General features: G+C 61.5%; 16 protein-coding genes. 10 read left to right on the top strand and 6 right to left on the bottom strand.

The genetic code is table 11. From position 1 onward, the window contains the following. Window positions 1-16 precede the first annotated feature (16 nt). The 7 genes from EM858_RS13780 (at window position 17) to EM858_RS13750 (ending at window position 6,885) form a co-directional block, all read left to right on the top strand. Entirely contained in the window at window positions 17-223 is a 207-nt protein-coding gene (locus tag EM858_RS13780; protein WP_003509722.1) for a twin-arginine translocase TatA/TatE family subunit, read from the top strand. A gap of 157 nt (window positions 224-380) precedes the next feature. Continuing rightward, entirely contained in the window at window positions 381-1,160 is a 780-nt protein-coding gene (tatB, locus tag EM858_RS13775; RefSeq protein WP_127756928.1) for a Sec-independent protein translocase protein TatB, read from the top strand. Beyond that, window positions 1,157-1,960 (top strand): twin-arginine translocase subunit TatC, encoded by an 804-nt coding sequence (gene tatC, locus EM858_RS13770; protein ID WP_080816887.1) that lies wholly within the window; start codon window positions 1,157-1,159, stop codon window positions 1,958-1,960. Before tatB ends, tatC begins: the two co-directional genes overlap by 4 nt. 102 nt (window positions 1,961-2,062) lie before the next feature. Then, window positions 2,063-3,346, top strand: a complete 1,284-nt coding sequence (serS, locus tag EM858_RS13765) for a serine--tRNA ligase (RefSeq protein WP_078053082.1) — start codon at window positions 2,063-2,065, stop codon at window positions 3,344-3,346. A gap of 207 nt (window positions 3,347-3,553) precedes the next feature. Continuing rightward, the gene (gene surE / locus EM858_RS13760; protein ID WP_127756927.1) at window positions 3,554-4,324 is read left to right on the top strand and encodes a 5'/3'-nucleotidase SurE; all 771 of its coding nucleotides are present in this window, start codon (window positions 3,554-3,556) and stop codon (window positions 4,322-4,324) included. Further along, window positions 4,321-4,974, top strand: coding sequence for a protein-L-isoaspartate(D-aspartate) O-methyltransferase (locus EM858_RS13755; RefSeq protein WP_003522731.1), 654 nt, complete (start codon window positions 4,321-4,323; stop codon window positions 4,972-4,974). Before surE ends, EM858_RS13755 begins: the two co-directional genes overlap by 4 nt. 345 nt (window positions 4,975-5,319) lie before the next feature. Beyond that, the gene (locus EM858_RS13750) at window positions 5,320-6,885 is read left to right on the top strand and encodes a LysM peptidoglycan-binding domain-containing M23 family metallopeptidase (protein ID WP_164865426.1); all 1,566 of its coding nucleotides are present in this window, start codon (window positions 5,320-5,322) and stop codon (window positions 6,883-6,885) included. Window positions 6,886-7,174: 289 nt separating this feature from the next. On the opposite strand, the gene mobB is transcribed toward EM858_RS13750, so the two are convergent. From mobB to moaA, 5 genes are all read right to left on the bottom strand, one after another. Further along, entirely contained in the window at window positions 7,175-7,690 is a 516-nt protein-coding gene (gene mobB, locus EM858_RS13745; protein ID WP_127756925.1) for a molybdopterin-guanine dinucleotide biosynthesis protein B, read from the bottom strand. Then, entirely contained in the window at window positions 7,687-8,313 is a 627-nt protein-coding gene (mobA, locus tag EM858_RS13740) for a molybdenum cofactor guanylyltransferase MobA (protein ID WP_127756924.1), read from the bottom strand. The genes mobB and mobA overlap by 4 nt, the downstream gene beginning before the upstream one ends. Further along, window positions 8,310-9,509, bottom strand: a complete 1,200-nt coding sequence (locus EM858_RS13735; protein WP_080816893.1) for a multidrug effflux MFS transporter — start codon at window positions 9,507-9,509, stop codon at window positions 8,310-8,312. The genes mobA and EM858_RS13735 overlap by 4 nt, the downstream gene beginning before the upstream one ends. Before the next feature lies 1 nt (window position 9,510). Beyond that, window positions 9,511-10,479, bottom strand: a complete 969-nt coding sequence (locus tag EM858_RS13730; RefSeq protein WP_003522736.1) for a DMT family transporter — start codon at window positions 10,477-10,479, stop codon at window positions 9,511-9,513. Window positions 10,480-10,650: 171 nt separating this feature from the next. Continuing rightward, window positions 10,651-11,700 carry a GTP 3',8-cyclase MoaA gene (moaA, locus tag EM858_RS13725; RefSeq protein WP_127756923.1) on the bottom strand — a complete coding sequence of 350 codons (1,050 nt, stop codon included), beginning with the start codon at window positions 11,698-11,700 and terminating at the stop codon, window positions 10,651-10,653. Between the two features lie 107 nt (window positions 11,701-11,807). On the opposite strand from moaA, the gene EM858_RS13720 reads away from it, so the two are divergent. The 3 genes from EM858_RS13720 (at window position 11,808) to EM858_RS13710 (ending at window position 14,929) form a co-directional block, all read left to right on the top strand. After that, complete coding sequence (locus EM858_RS13720) at window positions 11,808-12,176, top strand: DUF971 domain-containing protein (RefSeq protein ID WP_127756922.1); 369 nt, start codon at window positions 11,808-11,810, stop codon at window positions 12,174-12,176. A 278-nt stretch (window positions 12,177-12,454) separates the two neighbouring features. Next, the gene (locus EM858_RS13715; protein ID WP_127756921.1) at window positions 12,455-14,266 is read left to right on the top strand and encodes a monovalent cation:proton antiporter-2 (CPA2) family protein; all 1,812 of its coding nucleotides are present in this window, start codon (window positions 12,455-12,457) and stop codon (window positions 14,264-14,266) included. Between the two features lie 54 nt (window positions 14,267-14,320). After that, on the top strand, window positions 14,321-14,929 hold the full coding sequence (locus EM858_RS13710; RefSeq protein ID WP_080816895.1) for a pyridoxamine 5'-phosphate oxidase family protein: 609 nt from the start codon (window positions 14,321-14,323) through the stop codon (window positions 14,927-14,929). Window positions 14,930-15,155: 226 nt separating this feature from the next. On the opposite strand, the gene EM858_RS13705 is transcribed toward EM858_RS13710, so the two are convergent. Continuing rightward, window positions 15,156-16,226, bottom strand: a complete 1,071-nt coding sequence (locus EM858_RS13705) for a GGDEF domain-containing protein (protein WP_127756920.1) — start codon at window positions 16,224-16,226, stop codon at window positions 15,156-15,158. Window positions 16,227-16,303 lie beyond the last annotated feature (77 nt).

The following is a 16,303-nucleotide window of genomic DNA, read 5'->3' as shown; positions in this document are numbered from 1 at the left end:
TTCAGGAGTTTCAGTTATGGGTTCTTTTAGTGTGTGGCATTGGCTCATCGTGCTGGTGATCGTTCTCGTCCTCTTCGGACGCGGCAAGATCCCGGAATTGATGGGTGATGTCGCAAAGGGCATCAAAAGCTTCAAGAAGGGCATGGCTGACGAAGACCAGACGCCGCCGCCGGCCGATGCCAACACAAAGACCGTCGACCACAAGGCTGACGAGATCAAGTAAGCGGCCTGTCGCCGCTTGGTGTGGGACTGGCGCTAGAGCGCCGTGCGTTCTTTCGGACGCACAAGGACGCTCTACCACTTGTATGTTGCGCATCGTTCCGGTCGAAAATCGATTCCGATTTTTGGGGCCGATGCGCTAGGGTCTCGGGAGCATATTGATGTTAGATATCGGCTGGAGCGAGCTTCTGGTGATTGCGGTCGTATTGATCGTGGTCGTCGGGCCGAAGGACTTGCCGCCCATGATCCGCGCTTTCGGCAAGACGATGGCCGGCCTTCGCAAGATGGCTGGGGATTTCCGCACCCAGTTCGACGAGGCCCTCAAAGAGGCCGACATGGACGATGTGCGCCAGACCATCTCCGATGTCCGCAATCTCAACCCCACCAACTCGCTTCGCGATGCGATGAACCCGCTTCGCCAGCTTGGCAACGAGATCAAGTCCGATCTGCAGAAGGCGACCACCCCGCCGGACGGCCTGTCTTCCACCCCTGCGCCTGTCGCAGGCGAGCCGGTTGCGCCGCTGGTCAGCGTGCCCGAGCCGGAGATGAAGCTGCCGGATGCGCCGCCTTCTGTCGCCGCATCCGCCGCGCCGGTTGCCGCAGCCGTCGCTACGGAGGAGAAGCCGAAGCGCGCGCGGGCGAAATCGATTGCGACCGTGGAGGCCGAAGCGGTTGCCGCCAAGCCTAAACGCGCCGCCCGCAGCAAGGCCGCGGCGGCAACGCCTGAAACCGCCCCGGTTGTGAAAACTGCCGCGAAAACTGCCGCGAAAACCAGTGAGCCTGCCGTTTCGAAGCCCGCTGTTTCCAATCCCGCCGTGAAGGCCGTCGCCAAAAAGGCGACCGTCAGGAAGTCTGCCGCAGACAAGGCGGTCGTGGCCGAGACCAAGCCGGCGAAAACGGCAAAAACCAAGGCCGCAAAGCCCAAAAAGGATGAAGCATGAGCGGGGATATCGAGGATAAGCCGCAGCCGCTTATCGAACATCTCATGGAGTTGCGCACGCGGCTGATCTGGGCGCTCGGCGCGTTCTTCGTCGCCTTCATCGCCTGTTTCGCCGTTGCCAAGCACCTGTTCAACCTGCTCGTCATTCCTTACAAATGGGCGGTTCTCTGGGCGGGCCTCGATGTCACGAAATCGTCGCTGATCTATACCGCGCCGCAGGAATTCTTCTTTACGCAGATCAAGGTCGCCATGTTCGGCGCGATGGTGATCTCGTTTCCGGTGGTCGCCTCGCAGCTCTATAAATTCGTGGCGCCCGGTCTCTACAAGAACGAACGGGCAGCCTTCCTGCCGTTCCTCATCGCTTCGCCCATTCTTTTCCTCATCGGTGCGGCGCTCGTCTATTTCTTCTTCACGCCCATGGTCATGTGGTTCTTCCTCGCCATGCAGCAATTGCCCGAGGATGGCGAGGTGGCGATTTCGCTGATGCCGAAGGTGTCGGAATATCTGAGCCTCATCATGACGCTGGTTCTTTCCTTCGGTCTGGTATTCCAGTTGCCCGTCGTGACCACGCTTCTGGCGCGTGTCGGGCTTCTGACCAGCGACTGGCTGCGTGAGAAGCGCAAGTTTGCGATCGTCATGGCCTTTGTGGTCGCCGCCGTGCTGACGCCGCCGGACCCCATGTCCCAGATCGGTCTTGCGCTGCCTGCGATCATTCTCTACGAGATTTCCATCTACATGGCTCGACTCGTGGAGAGGAAACGTGCGGCAGAATCCGCAAGCACGGAGCTGGAGGAGACCTGATATTCTTGAAGGTCTCGCCGCTCACGACATTTCCTCGCGCCGGGCTGATGCCCGGCGTTTTGCTGTAAAACACGGACGATGCAACAACGGTCTGGAACGACGATGCACGACATTAAATGGATACGCGAAAACCCCGAAGCTTTCGATGCGGCGCTTGCACGCCGAGGTGCGGAGCCTGCCGCCAGCGGCCTGATCGCGCTCGATGAAAAGCGCCGTTCCGTCATCCAGTCCCTGCAGGACATGCAGTCGCGCCGCAATGCCGCCTCCAAGGAAATCGGCGCCGCCATGGCGCAGAAGAACATGGAGCTTGCCGAAAAGCTTAAAGCCGAAGTCGCCGATCTCAAGGAAAACATGCCGCGCGCGGAGGAGGAGGACCGTCAGGTCACCGCCGAGCTCAACGATGCCCTGTCGCGCCTGCCCAACATGCCCTTCGACGACGTGCCCGACGGCAATGACGAGCATGACAATGTGGTGGCCCGCGTGGTCGGCCAGAAGCCCGGCTGGAACCATGAGGCCAGGGAACACTTCGATATCGGCGAAGCGCTCGGCTACATGGATTTCGAGCGCGCCGCCAAGCTTTCCGGTGCGCGCTTCACCGTGCTGACCAGCCAGCTCGCGCGTCTGGAACGGGCGCTCGGCCAGTTCATGATCGACCTGCACACCGGCGAACACGGTTATACCGAAGTGTCTTCGCCGCTGATGGTGCGCGACGAGGCGATGTTCGGCACCGGCCAATTGCCGAAATTTACCGAGGACCTGTTCAGGACCACGGATGGCCGCTGGCTGATCCCGACGGCGGAAGTGACGCTGACCAATCTCGTCTCCGGTGAAATTCTCGATCAGGAGAAGCTGCCGCTGCGCTTCACGGCGCTGACGCCGTCCTTCCGTTCGGAAGCGGGCTCGGCCGGCCGCGACACGCGCGGCATGCTGCGCCAGCACCAGTTCTGGAAGTGCGAACTTGTCTCCATCACCGATGCGGAAAGCGCCGTTGCGGAACATGAGCGCATGACGGCCTGCGCCGAAGAGGTGCTGAAGCGCCTTGGCCTGCATTTCCGCACCATGACGCTCTGCACCGGCGACATGGGCTTCAGCGCCCGCAAGACCTACGATCTGGAAGTGTGGCTGCCCGGCCAGAACACCTATCGCGAAATTTCGTCCTGCTCGGTCTGCGGCGATTTCCAGGCGCGGCGCATGAATGCGCGCTATCGCGGCAAGGACGACAAGGCGACGAAGTTCGTGCACACGCTGAACGGCTCCGGCACGGCCGTCGGCCGCTGCCTGATCGCGGTTCTCGAAAATTATCTGAACGAGGACGGTTCCGTCACAATTCCAGACGTGCTGCTGCCCTATATGGGCGGTCTGAAGCGCATCGAGAAGGCGGCCTGACTGTTCGTCTGCTAAAGACGCGGCCGTCATTCCGGCCTTGAGCCGGAATCCAGCCAGCCCAAGTCCTTGGGCTGAAAAAAGACTCTTCCCGCCGCGCAGACGCGCGTCGACTGGATTCCGGCTCAAGGCCGAAATGACGGTCGTGGGGGTGCTTCTGTGAGAGAAATCATTGTGTCCTCATAGTGGGATACAGCAGCGGAGGAAAACATGCGGATTTTGCTGACGAATGACGACGGTATCCACGCCGAAGGTCTGGCCGTGCTGGAGCGTATCGCCCGCACGCTGTCCGACGATGTCTGGATCGTCGCGCCGGAGACCGACCAGAGCGGTCTCGCGCACTCGCTGACCCTGTCTGAACCGCTGCGTCTGCGAAAAGTTTCCGACAGGCATTTCGCGCTGCGCGGCACGCCGACCGATTGCGTCATCATGGGCATTCGCGAAGTCCTGCCGGAAAAGCCGGATATCGTGCTCTCCGGCGTCAATGCCGGCGCCAACATGGCCGATGACGTGACCTATTCCGGCACCATTGCCGGCGCAATCGAAGGCACGCTGCAGGGCGTGCGCTCCTTTGCGCTCAGCCAGGCCTTCAGCCACGCCGATGGCCGCGTCGTGCCGTGGGAAGTCGCCGAGACCTATGCGCCGGACCTCCTGCGCAAGCTGATGAATGTGGAACTGCCCGATGGCACCTTCCTCAATCTCAATTTCCCCAATTGCGCACTAAGCGATGTGCAGGGCGTTTCCGTGACGGGGCAGGGCAAGCTCGATTTCGGCCTGACGGTGGAAGAACGCCAGGATGGCCGCGGTTTTCCCTATTACTGGCTGCGCTTCGGCGAGCGTCTCGGCACCTTCCGCGAAGGCACCGATATCCACGCTTTGAAACATGGCAAGATTTCCGTCACACCGCTTAAGCTTGACCTGACGGACTACACGGTGAAGGATCGGGTTGCGCAAGCACTTGGATTCGGAGTCGCCGATTGAAATCCGCAATGGTCGAAAAGGAAGGTTTTGCCGCTCTCGTTCTCCGCTTAAGGGGCGAGGGGATTTCCGATCTCGACCTTCTGACGGCGGTTGAGCAGACGCCGCGTTCCAAATTCGTGCCGCCGCAATTTGCGGCGGACGCCTATTCCAGCCGCACAATCCCGATAGACTGCGGCGCCTTCATGGAGGGCGCCGACATGGCGGTGAAGATCCTTGCCCGGCTGCAACTGAAACCCGGCCAGCGCGTGCTGGAAATCGGCACGGGCAGCGGTTTCATGACCGCGATCATCGCGCGCCGGGTTGAGCGCGTCTTTTCGCTGGAGCGTTACAAGACGCTGGTGCAGCAGGCGCAGAACTGTCTAGACGATCTTTCCATCCGCAATGTCGTCATCCGCCAGGCGGATGGCAGCAACGGTCTGGTGGGCGAGGGCACCTTCGACCGCATCGTCTCCACCGCCGCCTTCACCACCATGCCCCGCTTCTTTGCCGAGCAGATCGTTTCGGGCGGCATGATGATCGCGCCGATCATCCTTGAAGATGAGCGTTGCGTGATGACGCGCTTCTCCAAGACCGGCAGCCGCTTCGAGAAGGAAGAGCTGTTCGAGGCGCCTTACCTGCCGCTCAGCACCCATATTGCGCGTCATTTGTGACAAAATGAAAATTTTGGAGACATTCTATTTTTGTCTCCTAATGTTCTGAATTGCCGCAACTATCTGATTTTCAATATCATTATTGTATCAACATGACGCATCCGGTTTTCGTCATGGTTATCGAAGTGTCAAAAAAGCGCCGAACGGCTTAACGTTTTAACGGCGTGGTAACACTAACGCGCTTTAATCATAAACATCGACGCATGGTTTTCCCCACCTCGGGAAATGGGCCTTGCAAGAAGTGAAATTTGTGCCGGATCGGTCTCGATGCGGCGGGTTGGCGTCAGTGTAGATCGAGTCATGCGTATGAGACATTCGTCTAAAATCGGAAAATCAGTCGCAAAAATGTTCGCAGCGGCATTGCTGGCAAGCGTCGCAACGGGCTGTAGCTCGGATGCAACGCGGTTCAGCGGCCTCTTTTCCAGTGGACCGGACCAGATGACCACGGCGTCAATTCCTGCCCGTCAGGGCGGCGGTGCTTACGGGCAGGCCCCGGTTCCGCAGGGTGACATGAATGGCGGTTACGCCTCTGCCGCACCGCAGGGCGGTTATGCCAACCAGAACATGGCGGGCAATTCCTACCCGCAATCGGGTGGTTATGGCGGCGTCCAGCCTTCCACGGCCCGCTCGGCTTCGGCCTCTCCGGTGCAGCGCTCCGAGCTGTCGGCGCCGACGGCGGTGGCAAGCCGCGATCCGTCGACCCGCAACGAAGCCATGGCCCAGCCTTTCCCGTCCGCTCAGCCCAAGGCCGCGCCATCTCTTGCAGCGCCCGCCCGGCAGGCTGCCGCTCCCGTCACCGACAATCTGACGACTGCAACCGTTCGTTCCGACAAGAACGGCTGGCACACCGATGGCGCTTCCTCCGTGACCCTGCGTCCCGGTGAAAGCATCGCGACCCTCTCCAACCGCTACGGCGTTCCGGAAAAGGAACTGCTGCGCGTCAACGGTCTGAAAACCGCATCCTCGGCGCAGGCTGGCCAGTCGATCCTCATTCCGAAGTTCGGTCAGATCCGCAACGCCGCCAAGGACGCGGCTGGCGATATCGCCCTTAACCGCAACGGCGACCAGCCGACACCGCTGCGTAGCCCTGAGGGGAATGTGGCCGTGCTGCCGTCGCAGGCCGCCGCCCGTGACAAGGTTTCCTCCGAGACCGGCAAGCTGACGCCTCCCGGCGGCAAGCCGCTGCCGCCCACCGGTGGTTACAAGGTTCAGCCGGGCGACAGCCTTGCGAAGATCGCCCGCGAAAACGGCGTGTCGGTTGCTGCCCTCAAGGCGGCGAACGGTCTCAGCAACGAAAGCATCCGCGTCGGCCAGACGCTCAACATGCCGGGCGCTTCCACGGATGCCATCAAGACAGCTTCCGTTCCCGCCAAGGAAGCGGCCAAGCCGGTCGAAACCGCATCCGCCAAGCCTGAGCCCTACAAGGCGCCGGCTGCTGCCGCGGCTCCGACTGCGCCTGCCACACCGGCCACCGCCAGTGTCAGCGACATCGAGAAGAAGGCCGACATGGCTTCCGTCGCACCGGAATCCACGGGCATCGGCAAATATCGCTGGCCGGTTCGTGGCGCGGTCATCAACAATTTCGGCGACAATGTCGAAGGCAGCCGCAACGATGGCATCAACATCTCCGTTCCGGAAGGCACGCCGATCAAGGCTGCCGAAAACGGCGTGGTCATCTATGCGGGCAACGGCCTGAAGCAGCTCGGCAACACGGTTCTCGTCCGCCATGACGACGGCAAGGTCACCGTTTACGGCAACGCCGCCAATCTCGACGTGCAGCGCGGCCAGAAGGTCCAGCGCGGCCAGACCATCGCCACATCGGGCATGACCGGCAGCGCCAAGCGTCCGCAGGTTCACTTCGAAGTTCGCAAGGATGCGACGCCGGTGAACCCCTCCAGTTTCCTTGAATAGGTATTGCGTCTCAAGGAATGATGAAGCCGGGTGAAGAGCCCGGCTTTTTCATTTTTGGGGTGATGCGTGCGGAAAAGGTGCTGGAATGGGTGCTTCGGGCTTGGTGGGTATTGGTTTCTCGCGGTTTTCTCCTCCGTCATGCCGGACTCGATCCGGCATCCAGTCGACGCGCGTCTGCGCGGCGGAATGAGTCTCCTCAGCCCAAGGACCTGGGCTGGCTGGATACCGGCTCAAGGCCGGTATGACGGATGTGGGGATGCAGCCCAAGTCACGTCGAGCCGCTACGTGTCTAACCCCTGACCAGACCCACCGTCGTTTCGATGAAATCGGCAATCGGGCCGGTATCGTCGAGATCGAAAACCGGCAGCGCCGTGTCCGTCACCGCGTGATCGGCGGCGATTGCGACGATATGCGGATCGAGCGGCGCAAGCGGTTCGGTCTTGGCGGCCTCCAGCCGGCGTGCTTCGATCTTCGGCACGGGCTCGTATTTGTAACCTTCGATCAGCACCAGATCGTAGGGGGCGAGGCGGGCGAGAATATCCTCGAAGGAGGGTTCCGGTTCGCCGCGCAATTCATGCATGATGGCGAAACGGGTGCCGGAAACGATAGTGACTTCATGTGCGCCGGCCTGCCGGTGACGCCAGCTATCCGCCCCGACCTTGTCGATATCGAAATCATGATGGGCGTGCTTGATGGTGGAGACGCGGTAGCCGCGCGCCGTCAGCTCGGTGACGATACGGACCGCAAGGCCGGTCTTGCCCGAGTTCTTCCAGCCGGCGATGCCGAAGACCTTTTGTGCTGTCATGATTGCAGGTTCTCCAGATAGCTGCGCGCCAGCGCCAGTTCATCCGGCGTGTTGATGTTGAAGAACGGATCAAGGCTGCCCTTTGCCGTTTCCAGCGGCGGGAAGGCCACGCCGAGGGTGACATGGCGGGCGAGATAGGCGCGGATGCGCCGGTTCGCATCGTTCTTCAGCCACGCCTCGAGATCGTCGGCCAGCGCCAGCGGCCACAGCGCAAAGACCGGGTGAAGCTGGCCGCTGGAGGCGGCGATGACGATTGCATTGACCGACAGGTGTTCGCAAAGCCGCGCCACGAGATCGTCCGGGAAAAACGGGCTGTCGGCGGGCACCGTCAGGAAGTGGCTCGCCGCATCCCCGCGGTGCTGGAAATGGCGCATGCCGGCCAGAATACCCGCGAGCGGCCCGGCATGGCCGTTCAGCGTATCGGGCAGCAGCGGCAGGCCGAAACTCTCCGCCCAGCCATAGGCCGCGTTGATGGTGACATCTGAGACCTGCGGGGTGATGCGGCTGATGACATGGGAGATGAGGGGCGCATCGCCCAATTGCACCATCGCCTTGTTGCTGCCCATGCGCCGCGAAAGCCCGCCGGCGAGCACGAGACCGGGTATTTCGAAAGGGGCCGTCATTCCCGCTTTTCCTGCAGCCTTACGACATAGGTGGTGAGGAGGGCGACAAGGCCGGTCGCCAGCATCACCAGAAGAAGCGGCCAGGTTCCGTCCTCTCTGGACAGGACCGAGGAGGCGAGCACCGAGAGGGCGGCGCCGCCGCCGATGGTCATCGCGCCGCCGAGGCCGGAGGCGGAGCCGGCCAGATGCGGCTGGACGCTGACCATCCCGGCATTGGCGCTGGGCAGTGTTACGCCGTTGCCGACGCCGATCAAGGCGAGCGGCACGAAAAACGCATAGGCGCTTTCCGCCCCGGCGGAGATCAGCAGCATGGTCGTGGCGATGCCCGCAATGGCGATGACATTGCCCGACAGCATCATGCGGGTAATGCCGATTTCGCTGGCATAACGGCCGGAGATGAAGTTGCCGAGCATGTAACCGCTGGCCATGAAGAAGAATTGCAGGCCGAGCATGGCCGGCGCAAGCCCGTAAAGCACGCTGCCGACAAAGGGCGCACCGCCGAGGAAGGAGAAGAACATGCCCGATGAGAAGGTCGAGGTCAGCGCGTAACCCCAGAACAGCGGCGAGCGCAGAAGTTCCGGCCAGGCGTGAAACTGCTGCGAAAAGCTCGCCGATTTATTGTGGTTGGTTTCGCCGAGATCGAACCAGGCGAGCGCCAGAATGCCGACGCCGAGCAGGGAGAGGAGGGCGAAGCTCGATTGCCAGCCGGAAATGTCGTTAAGCAGGCCGCCAACCGTCGGCCCCACCATCGGCACCACGGACATGCCCATGGTCACATAGCCGATCATCGAGGCCGCCTGTTCCATCGGCACCATGTCGCGCACGATGGCGCGCGCCAGCACGAAGCCGGAAACGACGGCCGCCTGCGCGACGCGCCCGACCATGAAGACGGTGATGTTGGGCGCGAGCATGCAGACGAGCGTTGCGACGATCATGATGGCGATGCTGGCCAGCATGACCGGGCGGCGTCCAAAGAGATCGGAAAGCGGGCCGATGATGAGCTGCAGGCAGGCGGTGGCGGCAAGATAACCCGAAACGGCAAATTGCATCACCGCGTAGTCGGTCTCGAAATAAACCGCCATGGCCGCAAGCGAGGGCAGGAACACATTCATGCACAGCGCCGCGACGCCGGCGATGACGACCAGCGTGATGATGTGGGGCGGGGTGGTCCTGTCCAGAAAACGGCCGCTGTTCATGTCATTCTCCCGCTTCTTCCGTAACGGCAGTTTTCGTTACGGAAGCCGGCCGTACCGTGGTCGCGGCGGTGGGTGTGGCGGCTGCGCGCTTGGCCATCTGCGAGCGCTTGCGCAGGCTTTCGCGGTAGAAGGTATAAAGGCCCGAGCCGATGACGATCATGGCGCCGACGATGGTGTAATTGTCGATCTTTTCGTTGAAGAAGAACACGCCGATCATGAAACCCCAGAGCAGGCCGGTATAACGGAACGGCGCGACGAAGGAGATTTCGCCCGATCTCATCGACAGTATGATCGCCTGATAACCGACGAGCACGAGAATAGCCGAAGCGGCCAGATGCGACACGATCATGAAGTTCATCGGCTGCCAGCCGCCGAAGGGCACGATCAGCAGGCCGCCCACCGCCATGTTGACGAAGGCGGTGATGACGGTGATGGCGAGCGAGGGCACATCGGCATACATTTTCCGGGTCAGCAGATCGCGTGCAGCGGTGACGGCGAGCGATGCGACGACCAGAAGCGCACCCGGCGTGAAGCCTTCCGGGCCGGGCCTGATGATGACGAGCACGCCGATAAAACCGACGATGATCGCCACCCAGCGCCGCCAGCCCACGGGTTCGCGCAGGAACAGCGCCGCACCCAGCGTCACCACCAGGGGCAGGGACTGCAATATGGCCGAGGCATTGGAAAATTCGATAAGGCCGAGCGCCGTCAGATAGAGCACGGCCGCAGTCACCTCGCAGAGACAGCGCAGGATGATGATGGGGCGCATGAGGGTTTTCAGCGGCCGGAGCGCGCCGAAATGGCGGGCGGCGATGTAGATCAGCACCACCGTCATGATGCCGCGGACGAACATGATCTGGCCGGTGTTGATATAGGGGGTGACGGATTTCGTCAGGGCGTCATTGGCCGTGAAGCTTGCCATGGCGAGCGCCATCAACAGGGCGCCGCGCGTATTGTCCGTCAATGCCATTCCAAAATATCCCAGACCATGCGCGGTTTTCCAGGCCGCCCTTTCGGGGCGATTTGGGCCGCCTTTCCGGCGTCACCGCGCATTCCTCCATGTAAAGAGACGTGGCACGGCACAGCCGGCATTTCAACCGTTTATATGGGTGGGTGGACGAGAAACAGTCTCAGCCGTCGCTCAGCCGCCGGTCACGCTCATATGGCGGGAGACGGCAGGCCGGTTGTGGGTGCGGTCGATGATGAAATCATGCCCCTTCGGCTTGCGCAGAAGGGCTTCATCGATGGCGCTGGAAAGATAGGCGTCGCTGTCGGAGGCGCGCAGCGCGGTGCGCAGATCGGCGGCGTCGTCCTGGCCCAGGCACATATAAAGCGTGCCGGTGCAGGTGAGGCGGACGCGGTTGCAGCTTTCGCAGAAATTATGCGTCATGGGCGTGATGAAGCCGAGCCGGCCGCCGGTTTCCTTCACCGTCACGTAACGGGCGGGGCCGCCGGTCTGGTAATCGCTGTCGATGAGCGTGAAGCTCTTTTCCAGATCGGCGCGCAACTGCGAAAGCGGCAGGTAGCGGTCGGTCCGGTCTTCCTCGATCTCGCCCATCGGCATGGTTTCGATCACCGTCAGGTCCATGCCGCGACCATGGGCGAAACGCATGAGATCGGGAATTTCGGCGTCGTTGAAGTCCTTCAGCGCCACCGCGTTGAGCTTGACCCTGATGCCCGCGGCCTGGGCGGCGTGGAGCCCCTCCATGACACGGTCGAGATCGCCCCAGCGGGTGATATGGCGGAATTTGTCGCGGTCGAGCGTGTCCAGCGAGACGTTGATGCGCTTGACACCGCAATCGGCCAGCTCATCGGCATATTTGGCAAGTTGCGAGCCATTGGTGGTCAGCGTCAATTCTTCCAGCGCGCCGGTGCGAATATGGCGGCCGAGGTTCCTCACCAGCGACATGATGTTCTTGCGCACCAGCGGCTCGCCGCCGGTGAGCCTGAGCTTGCGCACGCCACGCGTGATGAAGACGGAACAGAGCCGATCAAGCTCTTCCAGCGTCAGAAGGTCTTTCTTCGGCAGGAAGGTCATGTGTTCGGACATGCAATAGGTGCAGCGGAAATCGCAACGGTCGGTGACGGAAACGCGCAGATAGGTGATGGCGCGGCCGAAGGGATCAATCATCGGTGCGTTGTTTTCCGTCAGGAATTGCGCTTTTTCAAGCGATCCGGGGAAACTGTTCACGTCTCCATCCTCATTGCGCGATGCGCCTTTCAAATGATGTAGTGGCTTGCCTATCGTGAGGCAAGTCCGTAATTCTGACGCATATCATAAGCTTACGGAAGTGAAAAATGAGCGATGCCTGGCCGACCGAGCTGCTTGTGTCGAAAGACCGGCGCGAATTGACCGTTTCCTTCGATGATGGAAGCGTTTACCGGCTTCGGGCCGAGATGTTGCGCGTGCTTTCGCCCTCGGCCGAGGTGCAGGGCCATGGGCCGGGACAAAAGGTCACGGTGCCCGGCAAACGCGATGTTACCATCCGTTCCATGGTCGCCACCGGCAATTATGCGGTTCGCATCGTTTTCGACGATGGCCACGATAGCGGCATCTACACCTGGAAATATCTGAAGGAACTGGGTGAGACCGGGGATGCGCTGTTTGCGGATTATGAGCGGCAGCTCGCCGAAAAGGGCTTGAGCAGGGAACCGCGATACCGGTAGAGAAAACAGCGAGGGAGACGCCCTCGTGAGAATGATGGCAAAGGGGTTGAAGAACTGCTGCGTTTGGCAACGTTGTTGCATCCGCGCTTCGTCACCCCGGACTTGATCCGGGGTCCAGCGCGATCAAGCCCTTGATCGCGGGAGAGTCCTTTCACGGCGCAGACGCGCCGTGGCTGGATGCCGGATCTAGTCCGGCATGACGGAGGAAATGTTCTTGCGCGTTGCCGATAATCGGACGAGGGCAAAGCTCTTGTCTCACTATTTAAACGGGGTGGCGTGTGGCTGTAGAAGCGAACGGAAATGATCTGGCCCAGGTGGTCGTGTTGCTGGCGGCAGGCGTTGTCGCCGCGCCGATCTTCAAGCGCATCGGCCTCGGTTCGGTGCTCGGCTATCTGGCCGCCGGTCTGGTGATCGGGCCTTACGGTCTCGGTTTTTTCTCCGATTCGCAGGCCATTCTGCATATAGCCGAACTCGGCGTGGTGATGTTCCTGTTCATCATCGGCCTTGAAATGCAGCCGTCGCGGCTGTGGTCGATGCGGCAGGATATTTTCGGGCTGGGTGCGCTGCAGGTGCTGGTCTGCATGGCGGGCCTGACATTGATCGGGGTCGGTCTCGGTTTTCCCGTCATCATGTCCTTCGTCGCCGGCACCGGTTTCGTGCTGACATCGACGGCGATCGTCATGCAGATGCTGCAGGAGCGCAACAGCATGTCGAGCCTGAAAGGCCAGCGCATCATCGCCATCCTGCTGTTCGAGGATCTGGCCATCGTGCCGCTGCTGGCGCTTGTCGCCTTCCTCGGTTCGGGCGGCGAACATGTGACGGCGTCGGAGCGCTGGGCTTCCGTCGGTATTGCGCTTGCCGCCGTCGGTGCGCTCATCCTTGCCGGGCGTTATCTTCTCAACCCGTTCTTTCGCCTGCTCGCGGCTTCCGGCGCGCGGGAAGTGATGACGGCCGCGGCGCTGCTGGTGGTGCTGGGTTCGGCGCTTCTGATGCAGGTCAGCGGACTTTCCATGGCCATGGGAGCGTTTCTTGCCGGCGTGCTGCTGTCGGAATCGTCCTTCCGCCACCAGCTTGAAGCGGATATCGAGCCGTTTCGCGGCATCCTGCTCGGCCTGTTTTTCCTCGGTGTCGGCATGGCGATCGATCTTGCCGTCATCGCCTCCAACTGGCAGCTCGTGGTCGTCAGCGTCGCGGGCTACATGCTGCTCAAGGCCTTCCTGATCTACGGCGTGGCGCGGGCGCTCGGCACCACCCGGCGCGAAAGCCTGGAACGGGCGGTGCTGATGGCGCAGGGCGGCGAATTCGCCTTCGTGCTCTATTCGGCCGCCGTCAGCGCCGGTATTCTCGACCGGGAGGCGAACGCCATACTGACGGCGACCATCATCATCTCCATGGTGCTGACGCCGCTGATGGTCATCCTGCATGACCGGCTGGTGCCGGCGGCGGTTCCCAATACCGACGATCTCGACGTGCCTGAAAATGTCGAGGGCAGTATTCTCCTCATCGGCTTCGGGCGTTTCGGCCAGATCGTCAGCCAGCCGCTTCTGGCGCGGGGCTACACGCTGTCGCTGATCGACAAGGATGCCGACTTCGTGCGCGATGCGGCGGAATTCGGCTTCAAGGTCTATTATGGCGATGGGTCGCGGGCGGAAATCCTGCATGCTGCCGGTGCGGGCACGTCGCGCGCGGTTCTCATCTGCGTCGACGACAAGGAGGCGGCCGTCAGGATCGCGGAGATCGTCAAGCACGAATTCCCGCTGGTTCCTGTTCTCGCCCGTGCTTACGACCGTGGCCACGCTATCGATCTGCTGAAGGCGGGCGTCGATTACCAGATCCGTGAAACGCTGGAATCGGCGCTGAATTTCAGCGAGGAAGTGCTGGGCGCCATGGGTGAGGAGCGGGAAGACGCCGCCCGTCTGGTTGAAGAATTCCGCGACCGCGATGAGGAACGTTTCGCCATGGAAGTCGTCGGCGGCATTTATGCCGGCCGTTCGCTGATCCGCGGCAACGCCCAGCCGGCCGACCTCGTCGCCGCCCGCACCGCGCGCGAGCGGGCAGAGCGGGAGAAGGCGGAAGCGGCAGAGGAATAGGGCGCCCTGGTCTTTCGGCGGCGACAGAGGGAATTGGCAGGGATAGGAACGGACATGACGATCATTCGCACGGTTGAGGAATTGAAGGCCATCTATGACAGCACGAGCGAGGCATCTATCGCCAAGGTGACAGCCACGCTGACGGCCGAATACCGGCTGATGATCGAGACTTCGCCCTTCCTGGCGCTGGCGACGGTCGGGCCGGAAGGCATGGACTGTTCGCCGCGCGGCGACAAGGGCGGCGTGGTCCGGGTGGCCGATGAGAGGACCGTGCTTCTGCCGGACTGGCGCGGCAATAACCGCGTGGATTCGCTTCTGAACATCGTGCGCGATCCGCGCGTGGCGCTGATGTTCCTGATACCCGGCTCGAATACGACGATGCGCATCAACGGCCGCGCCGTGGTCTCCGTCGATCCCGATCTGCTGGAAAGCTTCGAGATGGACGGCAAACATCCGCGCACCGTCATCGTGGTGACAATCGATGAAGTTTATTTCCAGTGCGCCCGGGCGCTGATGCGCTCGGAACTGTGGAACCCCGATAATTTCGTCGATCCGGCCTCGCTTCCGACACCCGGTCTTCTGCTCAAGGCGGCCAAGGCTGAATTCGATCAGGAGACCTATGACCGGGAATGGGCGGCGCGGGCGGCGAAGACCATGTGGTGAGGCGCAATAGCGACGCGACCGTCGGGGCCGCTGAGGCAAGCCTCGCAAGGCTTGCGCTATTGGCGAAAGCGGAGCGTCTCACTCCGTCACCCCGGACTGGATCCGGGGTCTCTTGCGATCAAGTCCTTGATCGCAAGAGACTCTTTTCACGGCGCAGACGCGCCGTGACTGGATGCCGGATCAAGTCCGGCATGACGGGGAGATAGTGGCGCGCACGCCATCCTTCTTACGTCCGATAAATCAGCCAGTTCTTGCCTGTATAGTTCTTCTGCATGCCGTCCTCGTAATAGACGGAGCGGTTTCGGCCGGTTTCCTTGGCATGGTAGAGCGCGGTGTCGGCATGGCCGTAAAGCTCGCTCGGGTTGGCGGCCTGCGCGGCGGAAGCGAAGCCGAGGGAGATCGTCACCGTGCCGTAGTCGGCGCCCGATCTCGAATTGCGGAAGGGCGTGCTTTCCAGTGACAGGCGGATGCGCTCGCACATCACCATCACCTCTTCCGGCGTATTGCCATCCAGAATGATGGCGAATTCCTCGCCGCCGCTTCTGGCGACAAAACCATCCTTGCGGACATTGGCGCGGATGACCGAGGCGACGGTGGCAAGAATCTTGTCGCCGACCGGATGGCCGAAAGTGTCGTTGATGCGCTTGAAATGATCGATATCGAGCAGGACGAGCGTGGTATATTGCAGGCCGATGGAGCTGTCATAGACGGATGCCAGCCGGTCGTCGAAGGCGCGCCGGTTGGACAGGCGCGTCAGCGAATCCGTATTGGCGATGCGCTTGTACTCATCCAGCTCCAGACGCACCTGGTGCATTTCCTCGGCATGGCGGTTGACATCATTGAAGGCCTTTTCGCCGTCGATGATCTTCGAGCCGGTGGCCTCGGCCAGCAGCAAAATCGCATTCCTCAGAATATTGCTGCTGGCGGCGTTCTTGTCATCGATGCGCTGGCGCGTTTCGCCGAGAATCCTGTTGTAGTTTTCGATGGAGGATTGTTCGCGCCTCAGCGTGCCCAGAAGACCCTCCAGTTCGCGCCTGAGCTTCTCATGCGCATCGTCGATGGACCGGGCGGGATTGCCTTCCCCGTAACGCGAGGACAGCTCGTCCAGATCCTCCTGCGTGACCCGGTTTCCAAGCGCGGCCAGATCCTTCGTCAGGGCAGGGTTCGAACCGATATAGGCTTCGTAAAAGAGGCTGTAGTTACGCGGGATCGGCGAAACACCCATGCTCCGCATGGCATAGGCAATCTGCCCGGCAATGTCGGGCCCCGTGGTTTTGGGCGTGGATGCCGTGTTCATCAAGAAACTCCAGTGAGTCTGCTTATCGACTATGATTATTATTATGAAGCTCGTTTTGGAAAGCTTAATTTATGGGA

This window comes from Agrobacterium sp. CNPSo 2736 (assembly GCF_004005385.1).
GTDB classification, from domain to species: domain Bacteria; phylum Pseudomonadota; class Alphaproteobacteria; order Rhizobiales; family Rhizobiaceae; genus Agrobacterium; species Agrobacterium leguminum.
Note: the sequence above shows the minus strand (reverse complement) of the source record. Positions and strands in the feature narration are given on the sequence as shown.